This window comes from Streptomyces sp. W1SF4, assembly GCF_003950035.1.
Lineage (GTDB): Bacteria > Actinomycetota > Actinomycetes > Streptomycetales > Streptomycetaceae > Streptomyces > Streptomyces racemochromogenes.
Genome location: NZ_CP034350.1, coordinates 2,862,479 through 2,875,434, shown reverse-complemented (window position 1 = coordinate 2,875,434; position 12,956 = coordinate 2,862,479). Strand labels below are relative to the sequence as shown.

Genomic DNA, 12,956 nt, shown 5'->3' with positions numbered 1-12,956 from the left:
CGGGCCATGAGCACCGACCAGCCGCCGCCGGGCCAGCCCCCCGAGGACGACCCGTTCCTCAAGAAGCCCCACGATCCGACGCCCCCGTCGGGCGGTTCGCCGTACGGCTCGCCGCCCCCGCCCCCCGGTGGCGGCGGCTACCCCCCGCCCCCGCCCCCCGGCGGCTACCCCCCGCCCCCGTACGGCGGCGGGCCCGGAGACCCGTACGGCGGTGGTGGCGGCCACGGCATGCCCGATCCGCTCGCCGGGATGCCCCCGCTCGCGGACTTCGGCAAGCGGCTCGCCGCGCGCGTGATCGACCTGCTGATCGTCGGCGTACCGCTGTTCCTCATCCAACTGCCCTTCGGGTCCCGGCGGTACGTCGTGGACACGGACAAGGGTGAGGACGTCACCGAGGTCATCACGAAGTCGTACGGCGGCACGGGCCTGGTGTGGACGCTGATCACGATCGTCGCGTACGTCGGCTACGACTGGTGGTTCACGCACAAGAACGGGCGGACCGTCGGCAAGAGGGCCATGGGCCTGCGCGTCGCCATGCTCAACGACGGCAGCGTGCCGCCCTCCGGCGCCGCGCTCGGCCGCGGCGTCGTGCTCTGGGTGCCGGCGCTGGTGTGCTGCTTCTGCCTGTGGCCGCTCGCGCTGATCGTGTCGATGCTCGTCGACAAGCCGTACCGGCAGGGGCTCCACGACAAGGTGGCCAAGACGGTGGTGGTCACCGCGACCTGAGCCGGATCCCTTCGTACGAGGGCACGCGCGGGCGGCCGACCCCGGTGGGGGCGGCCGCCCGCGCCGGTGTCCGGTCAGTGGTGGACGGGGTGGTCCGCCGAGGCGGTCCGGGGCTCGGGCACCCGGGAGGCACCCGCTCCCGCCGCCGCCCCGTCCCGCGCGGCGGAACCCCCGCCGGAACCCCCGCCGGAACCCGCCCCGGCCGCCCCGGTGGCGGATGCCTGCGCCCCGCCGCGCCGCGCCGCGTGCCGGCCCCGGCGCCGCGGGAGCGGCACGGTGAGCGCGACCAGCAGGCCGAGGGCGAGCGCGGCGGCGGAGATGACCGCGACCCCGATCCCGGTGCTCGTCTGCGAGAGCAGCAGCATGGCGATCGTCGACACGACGACGGTGGCGGAGCCGTAGGCGAGCTGTGCGGCAGTCGGACGCGGCATGGCGTTTTCCGTCCTCAAGGCGTGGAGGGTGGGAGTCGCATCGACAGATCGCGCACGCGTCAAGTGACTCCCGTGAGGGATGCCCGGACGGAGCGGCAAGTAAGCGTGACCTTACCCACGGTGCCGGTGCACGGAGGGGCGCACGGCGTCGCACGGTGTCGCACGACCGGCCGCGCGACCGGCCGCGGGACCCGGCAAGCGGAGGCCTTCGCCCCGGATGAGCCCGTATGGCGACGGAACGTCCGAATAGCGGAACTCGCTGACCGCATAGTGCAGTTGTAAGGAAGAAGTCAAGGTCTGTCTTTTCTTTAGACTCTCCGGTCAAATGTCGTCACTTGAGACGCGCGCCGCGCGGAACCCCCCACTCCTACGGAGATGTTCCGACCTACGTCGCGGCCGCGGGAGGGGAACGACATCAAGTGACCGGTAACTCCACCAGGCGTCGCGCGCTGCGCGCCGCCGCCGTCGGCGTGACCCTGGCCGCCACCGCGGCCTCGGGCGCCTTCATCACCACGGCCCAGGCCGACAGCAGCTGGGGCGGCGCTCCGGCCGCCGACAAGCAGGACCCGAGCTCCCCCGCGAAGGAGCAGGTCCAGCACAACCTCGAGACCCCGTTCAGCAAGCAGAACGCGCAGGCGCGTGAAGCGGCCCTTGACCAGGTGCTGGCGGGCAAGAAGAACGTCGAGCAGCGCGGGGCCTCGAAGGTCGTCAAGCTCGACGACAAGAAGTACGTCGAGCTGGGCCGCGAGAAGACCGACAAGATCTTCACGATCCTCGTCGAGTTCGGCGACCAGGTCGACAACACGACCATGTTCGACCCGGACGGCCCGACCGGCCCGAAGCCGCCGGAGCCGAAGTACGGCGGCACGCCCGGCCCGCTGCACAACACGATCGCGCAGCCCGACCGCGCGTCGAACAACAGCACCGCCTGGCGCAAGGACTTCAGCCGCGACTACTTCCAGGACCTGTACTTCGGTACGGGCCAGGGCAAGGACTCGCTGAAGACCTACTACGAGAAGACCTCCTCGGGCCGCTACTCGGTCGAGGGCGAGGTCGCCGACTGGGTCAAGGTCCCGTACAACGAGGGCCGTTACGGCTCGAACTACTGCGGCCAGACCAACTGCTCCAACGTGTGGGACACCGTCCGCGACGGCGTCACCGCGTGGACGGAGGCCCAGAAGAAGGCCGGCAAGACCGACGAGCAGATCAAGGCCCAGCTGGCGCAGTACGACCAGTGGGACCGCAACGACTTCGACGGCGACGGCAACTTCAACGAGCCCGACGGCTACATCGACCACTTCCAGATCGTCCACGCGGGCGAGGACGAGTCGGCCGGCGGCGGCGTGCAGGGCAAGACGGCGCTGTGGGCGCACCGCTGGTACGCGTACGGCACCGACGTCGGCAAGACCGGCCCGGCGAACAACAAGGCCGGCGGTACCCAGATCGGCAACACCGGCATCTGGGTCGGCGACTACACGATGCAGCCGGAGAACGGCGGCCTCGGCGTCTTCGCGCACGAGTACGGCCACGACCTCGGTCTGCCGGACCTCTACGACACCTCCGGTGGCGGCGAGAACTCGGTCGGCTTCTGGTCCCTGATGTCGGCCGGCTCCTGGCTCGGCAACGGCAAGGACTCCATAGGCGACCTCCCGGGCGACATGACCGCCTGGGACAAGCTGCAGCTGGGCTGGCTGAACTACGACCAGGCCAAGGCCGCGACGAAGTCCACCCACAAGCTGGGTGTGTCGGAGTACAACACCAAGGACAAGCAGGCGCTGGTCGTCGAGCTGCCCAAGAAGCAGGTCAAGACCGACATCGTCGCTCCCGCCGAGGGCTCCTCGCAGTGGTGGAGCCAGATGGGTGACGACCTCAAGAACACCCTGACCCGCTCGGTCGACCTGACCGGCAAGAAGTCCGCCGCCCTCTCCCTCAAGGGCTGGTGGGACATCGAGGCCGACTACGACTTCCTCTACACCGAGGTGTCCACGGACGGCGGCGCCACCTGGCACGCGCTGGCCGGCACCGCCGACGGCGCGGCCATCCCGGCCGACGCCTCCGGCAGCCCGTCGCTGACCGGCACCTCCGGCGCCTGGAAGTCGCTGAACTTCCCGCTGGACGCCTACGCGGGCAAGAAGGTCGACCTCCGCTTCCGCTACCAGACGGACGGCGGCGCGGGCGGCAAGGGCTTCACGGCCGACGCCGTCACCCTGACCGCGGACGGCGCCACGCTGTTCACCGACGGCGCCGAGAACGGCGACAACGGCTGGACCGGCAAGGGCTTCGAGCGCATCGGCGCGGGCTTCACCAAGGAGTACCCGCAGTACTACATCGCCGAGAACCGCCGCTACGTCTCCTACGACCGCACCCTCAAGGCCGGCCCGTACAACTTCGGCTGGGCCAACACCAAGCCGAACTGGGTCGAGCACTACCCGTACCAGGACGGCCTGCTGATCTGGCTGTGGGACAAGTCCCAGAAGGACAACAACACGAGCCAGCACCCGGGCTCGGGTCTGATCCTGCCGATCGACGCCAACGCCAAGCCGATGAAGTGGTCGGACGGCACCCTGCTGCGCAACAAGATCCAGCCGTACGACGCCACGTTCAGCGCGTACTCGACGGACGCGTTCACCCTGCACAACAAGGGCGAGTCGCTCTTCGTCAAGCCGAAGCCCGCGAACCTGGTCTTCGACGACCACAAGGGCAAGTACTACTACGACGAGAACCCGACCGGTTCGGTGAAGGTCGCTGACACCAACACCAAGATCAAGATCGCGAAGGAGACCTACGACGGCCTCCAGATGACGATCGAGGTCGGCCCCGCCGCCAAGTAATTCGGTAAAGCCGCAGGTCAAAACATGATCGGCCGTCGCCCTCTAGCGGGCGGCGGCCGATCGCGTTTAGATGCGGGGACGACTGTTCTTATTGACGGGGGAGCTGAGGATCATGCCCGGTGGAGGTTTCGTCAGACTGCCAGGCGGCAGCGTGGTGGTCGCGCTCACGCTGCCGAGGCCGTCCGGCGACGGCGGCGACGTACGCGTGCTGGTGCACGCCGTGAACCGGGCCCGCGCCCTGACCAGGCTGCGGAACCTCGGGATGCGGGCCGTGTACCTGAGGGGCAACGCCCAGCCCCCCACCCCGGACGAGGTCACCGCCGTCCTGCACCACCCCGACGGCCTCCTGTGGCGCGGCGCCCCCGACCCGGGCCACGAACTCTGGCACCCCATCCGCGCCCTCCTGGGCGGCTGAGGGGGCTCAGCCGCCCACCAGGGTCACGCCGGCCGTGCGGAGTTCCTCCAGGGCCTTCTCGGTGGTGTGGGGGGCCACGGCGGCCGTCAGGTCCAGCAGGACGCGGGTGGTGAAGCCGGCGCGGGCGGCGTCGAGCGCGGTGGCCTTCACGCAGTGGTCGGTGGCGATGCCGACCACGTCGACCTCGCTCACGTCCCGGTCGCGCAGCCACTCGGCCAGGCCCCGGCCGTTCTCGTCGGTGCCCTCGAAACCGCTGTACGCGGCCTCGTAGGCGCCCTTGTCGAAGACGGCGGCGACGGCCCCGGAGGCGACGGCGGGGGCGAAGTTCGGGTGGAAGCCGACGCCCTCGGTCCCGGCGACGCAGTGCACCGGCCAGGACGTCTCGTAGTCCGGCTCGGCCGGGGGCCGCGCGAAGTGGGACCCCGGGTCGACGTGGTGGTCCCGGGTGGCCACGACGTGCCGGTAGCCGGGGGTGCTCTGCCCGATCAGCTCCGTGATCGCGGCGGCGACGTCCGCGCCGCCGGTGACCGCGAGGCTGCCGCCTTCGCAGAAGTCGTTCTGTACGTCGACGACGATCAGTGCGCGGTGCATGTCGCGTGTCCTTCGGGTCGGTGTGTGTGGTCGTGCGGTGCGGCGCGGCGGGCCCCGCGGGTCCTCTTCCCCTGCCCCGCCCCTCCCCGAACCTGTGATCACGGGCCCTGGGCCGGGCCCCCGCCGGCGGCGCGCTAAGAAGGCGTCTCGGTCGGGATCACGGCCTCGCCGCGCGACAGCTGCGTCGCCGAGAGCGGGAGCCCGGCCCTGGCCGCCCGGTGGCGGTCGCGCGCGGCCTCCAGCGGCTCGCGGGCCACCACCTCGCCCGCCTTCACCAGCTGCACCAGCAGCTGCGAGCCGGCCAGCGCGGCCGGCACCGGCCCGGTGCCGACTACCTCGGCCTCCGCGACCCCCGCGGAGTCGCGCCGGCGCGCCGCCCACTTGCGGCCGCCGACGGACGTCTTGCCGCCCGAGGACTTCTTCGCCACCGGCACCAGCGGTGCCTTCGGGTCCGCCGAGGCGGCCCGCGCGACCAGCTTGTAGACCATCGAGCACGTCGGGTGCCCGCTGCCGGTCACCAGCTGGGTGCCCACCCCGTACGCGTCCACCGGCGCCGCCGCCAGCGAGGCGATGGCGTACTCGTCCAGGTCGGAGGTGACCACGATCCGGGTGCGCGTCGCGCCCAGCTCGTCCAGCTGCTGCCGCACCCGGTGCGCGACGAGCAGCAGGTCGCCGGAGTCGATGCGTACGGCGCCCAGGTCCGTCCCGGCGACCTCGACGGCCGTCCGTACGGCCTCGGCGACGTCGTACGTGTCCACCAGCAGGGTGGTCCCGCTGCCCAGCGAGGCGACCTGCGCGGTGAAGGCGTCCCGCTCGCTGTCGTGGACGAGGGTGAAGGCGTGCGCGCTGGTCCCGACCGTCGGGATCCCGTACCGGAAGCCCGCCGCCAGGTCGGAGGTGGAGGTGAAGCCGCCGACGTACGCGGCCCGCGAGGCCGCGACCGCCGCCAGTTCGTGGGTGCGGCGCGCGCCCATCTCGATCAGCGGGCGCTCGCCGGCCGCCGAGGCCATCCGGGAGGCGGCCGCGGCGATGGCGGAGTCGTGGTTGAGGATCGAGAGGACGACCGTCTCCAGCAGGACGCACTCGGCGAAGCTGCCCTCGACCCGCAGGACGGGCGAGCCGGGGAAATAGACCTCCCCCTCCGGGTATCCCCAGATGTCACCCGAGAAGCGGTACGACGCCAGCCAGTCCAGGGTCCGCATGTCGACGACGGCCCGCTCCCGCAGGAACTCCAGTACCGCGCCGTCGAAGCGGAAGTTCTCCACGGCGTCCAGGACGCGCCCGGTACCGGCCACCACCCCGTAGCGCCGCCCCTCGGGCAGCCGCCGGGTGAAGACCTCGAAGACCGAGCGGCGTTCGGCGGTGCCGTTCGCCAGGGCGGCCTGCAGCATCGTCAGCTCGTAGTGATCCGTGAAGAGCGCTGTCGACGGCACGTCCACCGGCAGGCCCAGGTCCGCAGGGTTCATGCCACGGATGCTAGCGCACATCTCGTCAAAGTGACGAGATGTGGGGGCCCGTTTGTGCGACCGGCCCGTCACAGTGGCAGCATGGGACAAGTGAGTGTTGCTCCTATTGAGATCGAACGCACCGAATCGGCCGAGGAGACCTTCGCGGTCCCCGAACCGGACGTCCCGTGGGTGACCCTGGTGCACAACGACCCGGTCAACCTCATGAGCTACGTGACGTACGTGTTCCAGGCGTACTTCGGATACCCCAAGGACAAGGCGACCAGGCTGATGCTCGACGTCCACAACAAGGGCAGGGCGGTCGTCTCCAGCGGCACCCGCGAGGAGATGGAGCGCGACGTGCAGGCCATGCACGGCTACGGGCTCTGGGCGACCCTCTCGCAGGACCGCAACTGATGGGCGGCGTGTTCGAGCCGCTGGAGGGCGGCGGGGCCGCGGTGGCCCTGGACGAGATCGAGATCTCCATCCTGCGCTCGCTGGCCGTGCAGCTGCTGGAGCTTATCGGCCCCGGCGAGCCGGAGCCCGCCGCGGACGCCGACCCGCTGGCCGTGCTCTTCGCCTCCGACGGCCCCACCGAGCCCCCGGCCGACCCGGCGCTCGCCCGGCTCTTCCCGGACGCCTACGGGGGCCCCGACGGCCCCGGCGGCGGGGAGGACCCCGAGGAGCTGCGGGCCCGCTCGGCGGAGTTCCGCCGCTTCACCGAGAACGACCTGCGCTCCCGCAAGCGGGAGGACGCGCTGGCCGTCGTACGCAGTCTCGACTCCCTCACCCCGGCCGGCGAGGACGCGGCGGTGCTGGAGCTGACCGGCGAGCTGCCGCTGCGCTGGCTCGGCGCGCTCAACGACCTGCGGCTGACCATCGCGGCCCGGCTCGACATCACCGAGGACGACGAGAGCGCGGTGCTGTTCCGGCTCCCGGACGACGACCCGCGCAAGCCGATGGTGATGGCGTACCTCTGGCTCGGCGGCCTCCAGGAGACCCTCATCGAGACCCTCTGAGGCGGGCGGGGCGGGCCCGTCCGCCCCACGAACGTCACGTCCCCGTGTGTGTTCGCTCAGCGGACGCTCAAATCCGGATAACGATCAGATCACCGTCATGCGGTGGTCTGATCCTTTTGTGGCGCCGTGTCCTGATATCGCCGTGCCCTGTGCCGCTTTTGCGCCCTTCTCCCGCCCGCGACCACGTGATAGATCTTCACGACCGCCGACGGGACGCCACCCATGTCCCCCGGCCCGCTGGAACCGGCTGACCGCCGGCGTGCAACTCCATCCGTATCCGGGGGGATCGAGGTACCCGATCCGCAGCCGTTCGAGGCGCGGGTCGGCGTGGAGAAAGGCGCACCAAGACATGACCTCTGTGCAGGTCGAGCAGAACGACAGGACGCCCGGCGAGGGCGGTCAGGGCGAAGGCGACGGGGAGGGTTACCACCGGGCGCTCGGAGCCCGCCAGATCCAGATGATCGCGATCGGCGGAGCCATCGGCACCGGCCTCTTCCTGGGCGCCGGCAAGGCGATCTCCAAGGCCGGACCCAGCCTGATCCTGGCCTACGCCATCGCCGGACTGGTCATCTTCTTCATCATGCGGGCCCTGGGCGAACTGCTCATGTACCGGCCCGTCTCCGGTTCCTTCTCGGACTACGCCCGCGAGTTCCTGGGCCCGTTCTGGGGCTACGCGACCGGCTGGACCTACTGGCTGTTCTGGGTGGTCACCGGCATCACCGAGGTCACCGCCGCCGCGAAGTACATGTCGTACTGGACGAACGACAGCTTCCCGCAGTGGGCGTACGCGCTGATCTTCACCGTGATCCTCTACGCGGCCAACCTGATCTCCGTGAAGCTCTTCGGCGAGCTGGAGTTCTGGTTCTCCATGGTCAAGGTCACCGCCATCGTCGGCATGATCCTGATCTGCGCCGGCATCCTCACCGTCGGCTTCTCCGACGCGGCCGCGACCGCCTCCGTCTCCAACCTGTGGAACGACCGCGGCTTCTTCCCCAACGGCATCGGCGAGACGCTGATGACCCTGCAGATCGTGATGTTCGCCTTCCTCGCGGTCGAGCTGGTCGGCGTCACCGCCGGCGAGTCCAAGGACCCCGCGAAGACCCTGCCCAAGGCCATCAACACCGTGCCGTGGCGCATCGCCGTCTTCTACGTCGGCGCGCTCATCATGATCATGTCGGTCATCCCGTGGTCCAACTTCAAGGCCGGCGAGAGCCCCTTCGTCCTCGCCTTCGAGAAGATGGGCCTCGGCATCGGCGCCGCGATCGTCAACTTCGTCGTGCTGACCGCCGCCCTGTCCTCCTGCAACTCGGGCATGTACTCCACCGGCCGCATGCTGCGCGACCTCGCCCTCAACGGCCAGGGCCCCAAGTTCTTCACCAAGCTCACCAAGAACGGCACCCCGCTCGCCGGCACCACCTTCTCCGCCGCGCTGATGCTGGTCGGCGTCTGGATCAACTACGTCGCCCCGGGCAAGGCCTTCGACTACGTCGTCTCCTTCGCCACCATCTCCGGCATGTGGGCCTGGGTCATGATCCTGGTCTGCCAGATCCGCTACCGCGCCAAGGCCGACCGCGGCGAGCTGCCGAAGTCCGCCTTCCGCGCCCCCGGCGCCCCGTGGTCCAGCTGGTTCGCCCTGCTCTTCATCGGCATGGTCATCGTGATGATGGGCGTCGACAAGGACTCCCGCGTCTCGCTGTACTGCGCCCCGCTGTGGGGTCTGATCCTGGGCGTCTCCTACCTCGTCCTCAAGGCCCGCAACCCGCAGGGCGCCGCCTTCAACAAGGTCACCCGCTGACCGGCTGAACGCGGTTCCCGGCCGCCTGCCGCGGCCGGGAACCCGCCCCCGGGCCCTGCCCCAGGGGGATGTGTCCACCATTCGGGCCCTCCCGTACCACTCCTCGGTACGGGAGGGCCCGTCTGTTTATCCTGTGGCTCATGCTGACCCTCACCCAGGCCCTGTACGACCAGATCGTCGAGCACGCCCGCAAGGACCACCCGGACGAGGCGTGCGGCGTCGTGGCCGGCCCCGCGGGCACCGGCCGCCCCGAGCGGTTCATCCCGATGCTCAACGCGGCCCGGTCGCCCACGTTCTACGAGTTCGACTCGAAGGATCTGCTCAAGCTCTACCGCGAGCTCGACGACCGGGACGAGGAGCCGGTGATCGTCTACCACTCGCACACCGCCACCGAGGCCTACCCCTCGCGCACCGACGTCACGTACGCGAACGAGCCCGGCGCGCACTACGTCCTCGTCTCGACGGCCGACCAGGACGGCCTCGGCGAGTTCCAGTTCCGCTCCTACCGGATCGTCGACGGCGTGATCACGGAGGAAGAAGTGCAGGTCGTCGCCGCCTACTGACCAGTATGTGAGCCGACTGCGTCCACGATGCGGGATCACACTCCAAACACCGGACCGGGAATCGTTAACATGACCGCATGGTTTCCCACGACGTGAGCATCGAGACGCCCGGCAGGCTGCTGCTCGTGGCGCGGCTGCACGTCGACCTGTGCCGCCTCGCCAGCGCCATCTGTCCTGCCGTCTGAGCACCGGGGCCCCTTCCGCGCGGGGGCCGCACCAACGCGCGCCCGCACACTTCTTCGCCCCCTTCACGACACTGGAGCCCGCCATGGCCATCGAGGTCCGCATCCCGACCATCCTCCGCACCTACACCGACGGCGAGAAGGCCGTGAACGGCGAGGGCGCCACCCTCTCCGAGCTGTTCGCGGACCTGGACACCCGCCACCAGGGCATCGAGGCGCGCATCGTCGAGGACGGCAAGCTGCGCCGCTTCGTGAACGTCTACCTCAACGACGAGGACGTCCGCTTCATCGACGGCATCTCCACCGCCCTCAAGGACGGCGACAGCGTCACCATCCTCCCGGCCGTGGCCGGCGGCTCGAAGTAATGCGCTACGACTCCCCCCTCGCGGCGGTCGGCAACACCCCGCTCGTGCGCCTGCCCCGGCTGTCCCCCTCCGAGGACGTCCGGATCTGGGCCAAGCTGGAGGACCGCAACCCGACCGGCTCGATCAAGGACCGCCCCGCGCTCCACATGGTCGAGCAGGCGGAGAAGGACGGCCGCCTGTACCCCGGCTGCACCATCCTGGAGCCCACTTCCGGCAACACGGGCATCTCGCTCGCCATGGCCGCGAAGCTCAAGGGCTACCGGATCGTGTGCGTGATGCCGGAGAACACCTCGCAGGAGCGGCGCGACCTTCTCGCGATGTGGGGAGCCGAGATCATCCCGTCGCCGGCCGCGGGCGGTTCGAACACCGCCGTGCGGGTGGCGAAGGAGCTGGCCGAGCAGAACCCCTCCTGGGTGATGCTCTACCAGTACGGCAACCCGGACAACGCGGGCGCCCACTACGCCACCACCGGCCCGGAGATCCTCGCCGACCTCCCCTCCGTCACCCACTTCGTGGCGGGCCTGGGCACCACCGGCACCCTCATGGGCGTCGGCCGCTACCTCCGCGAGCACGTGCCCGGCGTGAAGATCGTCGCCGCCGAGCCGCGCTACGACGACCTCGTCTACGGCCTGCGCAACCTCGACGAGGGCTTCGTCCCCGAGCTGTACGACGCCTCGGTGCTCACCACCCGCTACTCGGTGGGCTCGGCCGACGCGGTGACCCGCACCCGTGAACTGCTCCGGCAGGAGGGCATCTTCGCGGGCGTCTCCACCGGGGCCGCGCTGCACGCGGCGATCGGCGTGGGCCGCAAGGCGGTCGCCGCCGGGGAGTCCGCCGACATCGTCTTCGTCGTGGCCGACGGCGGCTGGAAGTACCTGTCGACCGGCGTCTACACGGCGGCGACCACCGAAGAGGCCATCGAGGTCCTCCAGGGCCAGCTCTGGGCCTGAGCGTACGCACGGCACCCTCCGGAACGCCGCCGGCCCCGCGCAGCACGCGGGGCCGGCGGCGTTCCGGCGTCCGGGCCCGCGGCCGGTGCCTGCCGTTCACCCGTTCGGCCCCCTCGGGGTCGCGAGCCCCGCCCCGCGCGCGCAGGCTTGCTACGACCGGTTCCCCGCAGCAGGAAGGTGGCGACATGACCACCACCCCGGGCAGTACCTCCCCCAACGCCTGGGCCACCGGCGGTTCGGCCTTCGCCGGCGTCCTGATGACCGTCAGTGGCGTGTTCAGCGTCTTCGAGGGCATCGCCGCCCTCGCCAACGACGAGGTGTACCTGCCGGTCGGCGACTACACCTTCAAGTTCGACCTCACGGCCTGGGGCTGGATCCACCTCATCCTCGGCATCATCGTCTTCGCCGTCGGCGTCGCGATCCTCAAGGGCGCCCACTGGGGCCGGGTCGCCGGCGTCGTCCTGGCCTCGATCTCGGTGATCCTGCACTTCCTGTGGCTGCCGTACCAGCCCCTGTGGTCGCTGATCGCCATCGCCCTCGGGGTGTTCATCATCTGGGCCCTGTGCACGGACCGCGAACCAGTCCGCCACATCTGACCCGCGGCCGCCGCGGCCCGGCACCGCTCCGGCACCGCCGTGGCCCCGGCACCGGCCCTGCCCCGGCATCGCCGTGGCCCCGGCCCCGGCGCCGCTCCGGTATCGCCCCCGCCCCGCCCGCCGCACCCCGCGGCGGGCGGGGCGCGCTCACGCGCGCGGCTCCAGCAGTTCCGCGAGCACCGCCGCGTGGCTGTGGTCCGGGTCCCTGACCGCCGTCACCAGGGTCAGCGGGCCCGCCGCCGCCAGCTCCCGCAGCCGCTCCAGGCACTCCACCGCCCCGGGAGCGGCCAGCTCCGCCTCGTACCGCGCCCGGAACTCCTGCGGCGTGCCGCCCGCGTGGAACCACTTCCGCAGCTCCGCCGACGGCGTCACCGCCCGCGGCCACCGGTCCACCGCGGCCGCCTCCTTCGACAGCCCGCGCGGCCACAGCCGGTCCACGAGCACCCTCACGCCGTCCGCCCCCGGCTCGGGGGGATCGTAGACGCGCCGCAGCCGGATCACCGCGCACCGCCTCCCAGCCCCTTGGCCTCGTCCCACAACACCGGGTCCAGTGTCCCGACCGGCGTGCGGAACTCCCACAGCGACACCTCCTCGGGCCGGTCCGCCTCCAGGAAGCCGCCCCGCCCGTGCCACCCGGCCATCCCCGGCGGCACCGGGATCACCCCGGCCCGCCGGTCGTCGTACTTCCCGGTGATCCAGGCCACCCGCACCCGTTCCCGGTGCGCCCGTACGGCCAGTACCAGGCAGGTCCGGCCGTCCGCGAGCCGCCACAGCTCACCCGGCCGCACCCGCGGCGCCGGCGCCGGGCCGTGGGGCGGGGGCGCCGCCGCCCGCGCCGTGGCCCGCCGGGGGAGCAGCACCACCACCGCCACGGCGACCGCCGCCACCACGGCGGGCCACCACGACGTGTCCATATTCCGACCGTAGCCGCGCACGCCGCCCCCGGCACGGCAACGCCCGTGCCCCCCATCGCTCTGCCGGGTGACACCACAGGTGATTCCCCCCACAACGGCCCGCCGCGGAGGAGCGACCGGAGGTTTCGCGCCT

At 71.1% G+C, this 12,956-nt stretch carries 16 protein-coding genes; 11 read left to right on the top strand and 5 right to left on the bottom strand.

Annotated features, from left to right (window positions below; all coding sequences use genetic code 11):
* Positions 1-6: 6 nt before the first annotated feature.
* Positions 7-726, top strand: a complete 720-nt coding sequence (locus D1J60_RS13375; protein ID WP_125821254.1) for an RDD family protein — start codon at positions 7-9, stop codon at positions 724-726.
* Positions 727-800: 74 nt separating this feature from the next.
* On the opposite strand, the gene D1J60_RS13370 is transcribed toward D1J60_RS13375, so the two are convergent.
* On the bottom strand, positions 801-1,157 hold the full coding sequence (locus D1J60_RS13370) for a hypothetical protein (RefSeq protein WP_125821253.1): 357 nt from the start codon (positions 1,155-1,157) through the stop codon (positions 801-803).
* A 419-nt stretch (positions 1,158-1,576) separates the two neighbouring features.
* On the opposite strand from D1J60_RS13370, the gene D1J60_RS13365 reads away from it, so the two are divergent.
* Both D1J60_RS13365 and D1J60_RS13360 read left to right on the top strand, forming a co-directional pair.
* Positions 1,577-3,988, top strand: coding sequence for an immune inhibitor A domain-containing protein (locus tag D1J60_RS13365; protein ID WP_125821252.1), 2,412 nt, complete (start codon positions 1,577-1,579; stop codon positions 3,986-3,988).
* 112 nt (positions 3,989-4,100) lie between these two features.
* Positions 4,101-4,403 (top strand): hypothetical protein, encoded by a 303-nt coding sequence (locus D1J60_RS13360; RefSeq protein WP_125596090.1) that lies wholly within the window; start codon positions 4,101-4,103, stop codon positions 4,401-4,403.
* Positions 4,404-4,409: 6 nt separating this feature from the next.
* Here the strand turns inward: D1J60_RS13360 and D1J60_RS13355 are convergent, their stop codons facing one another.
* Complete coding sequence (locus tag D1J60_RS13355) at positions 4,410-4,994, bottom strand: nicotinamidase (RefSeq protein ID WP_125596093.1); 585 nt, start codon at positions 4,992-4,994, stop codon at positions 4,410-4,412.
* A gap of 134 nt (positions 4,995-5,128) precedes the next feature.
* Positions 5,129-6,460 (bottom strand): nicotinate phosphoribosyltransferase, encoded by a 1,332-nt coding sequence (locus tag D1J60_RS13350; protein ID WP_125821251.1) that lies wholly within the window; start codon positions 6,458-6,460, stop codon positions 5,129-5,131.
* Positions 6,461-6,541: 81 nt separating this feature from the next.
* Here D1J60_RS13350 and clpS point away from each other — a divergent pair, with 81 nt between their 5' ends.
* The 8 genes from clpS (at position 6,542) to D1J60_RS13315 (ending at position 11,909) form a co-directional block, all read left to right on the top strand.
* Complete coding sequence (gene clpS / locus D1J60_RS13345) at positions 6,542-6,856, top strand: ATP-dependent Clp protease adapter ClpS (RefSeq protein WP_125596099.1); 315 nt, start codon at positions 6,542-6,544, stop codon at positions 6,854-6,856.
* Positions 6,856-7,458, top strand: coding sequence for a DUF2017 domain-containing protein (locus tag D1J60_RS13340; protein ID WP_125821250.1), 603 nt, complete (start codon positions 6,856-6,858; stop codon positions 7,456-7,458). Before clpS ends, D1J60_RS13340 begins: the two co-directional genes overlap by 1 nt.
* Before the next feature lie 349 nt (positions 7,459-7,807).
* Positions 7,808-9,253 carry an amino acid permease gene (locus tag D1J60_RS13335; RefSeq protein ID WP_125596105.1) on the top strand — a complete coding sequence of 482 codons (1,446 nt, stop codon included), beginning with the start codon at positions 7,808-7,810 and terminating at the stop codon, positions 9,251-9,253.
* A 140-nt stretch (positions 9,254-9,393) separates the two neighbouring features.
* A complete protein-coding gene (locus D1J60_RS13330; protein WP_007264348.1) occupies positions 9,394-9,816 on the top strand; it encodes a M67 family metallopeptidase in 423 nt (140 codons plus the stop codon).
* A 77-nt stretch (positions 9,817-9,893) separates the two neighbouring features.
* Positions 9,894-10,001 (top strand): putative leader peptide, encoded by a 108-nt coding sequence (locus D1J60_RS38845; RefSeq protein WP_312847437.1) that lies wholly within the window; start codon positions 9,894-9,896, stop codon positions 9,999-10,001.
* Positions 10,002-10,084: 83 nt separating this feature from the next.
* Entirely contained in the window at positions 10,085-10,363 is a 279-nt protein-coding gene (locus D1J60_RS13325; protein ID WP_007264347.1) for a MoaD/ThiS family protein, read from the top strand.
* Positions 10,363-11,313 carry a cysteine synthase gene (locus D1J60_RS13320; protein ID WP_125596108.1) on the top strand — a complete coding sequence of 317 codons (951 nt, stop codon included), beginning with the start codon at positions 10,363-10,365 and terminating at the stop codon, positions 11,311-11,313. Before D1J60_RS13325 ends, D1J60_RS13320 begins: the two co-directional genes overlap by 1 nt.
* A 185-nt stretch (positions 11,314-11,498) precedes the next feature.
* Positions 11,499-11,909: a hypothetical protein gene (locus tag D1J60_RS13315; protein WP_125821249.1), complete on the top strand. Its 411-nt coding sequence runs from the start codon at positions 11,499-11,501 to the stop codon at positions 11,907-11,909.
* A 147-nt stretch (positions 11,910-12,056) separates the two neighbouring features.
* Here the strand turns inward: D1J60_RS13315 and D1J60_RS13310 are convergent, their stop codons facing one another.
* Together D1J60_RS13310 and D1J60_RS13305 are read right to left on the bottom strand one after the other, a co-directional pair.
* Positions 12,057-12,410 (bottom strand): DUF488 family protein, encoded by a 354-nt coding sequence (locus D1J60_RS13310; RefSeq protein ID WP_125821248.1) that lies wholly within the window; start codon positions 12,408-12,410, stop codon positions 12,057-12,059.
* Positions 12,407-12,823, bottom strand: coding sequence for a hypothetical protein (locus D1J60_RS13305; RefSeq protein WP_125821247.1), 417 nt, complete (start codon positions 12,821-12,823; stop codon positions 12,407-12,409). Before D1J60_RS13305 ends, D1J60_RS13310 begins: the two co-directional genes overlap by 4 nt.
* Positions 12,824-12,956 lie beyond the last annotated feature (133 nt).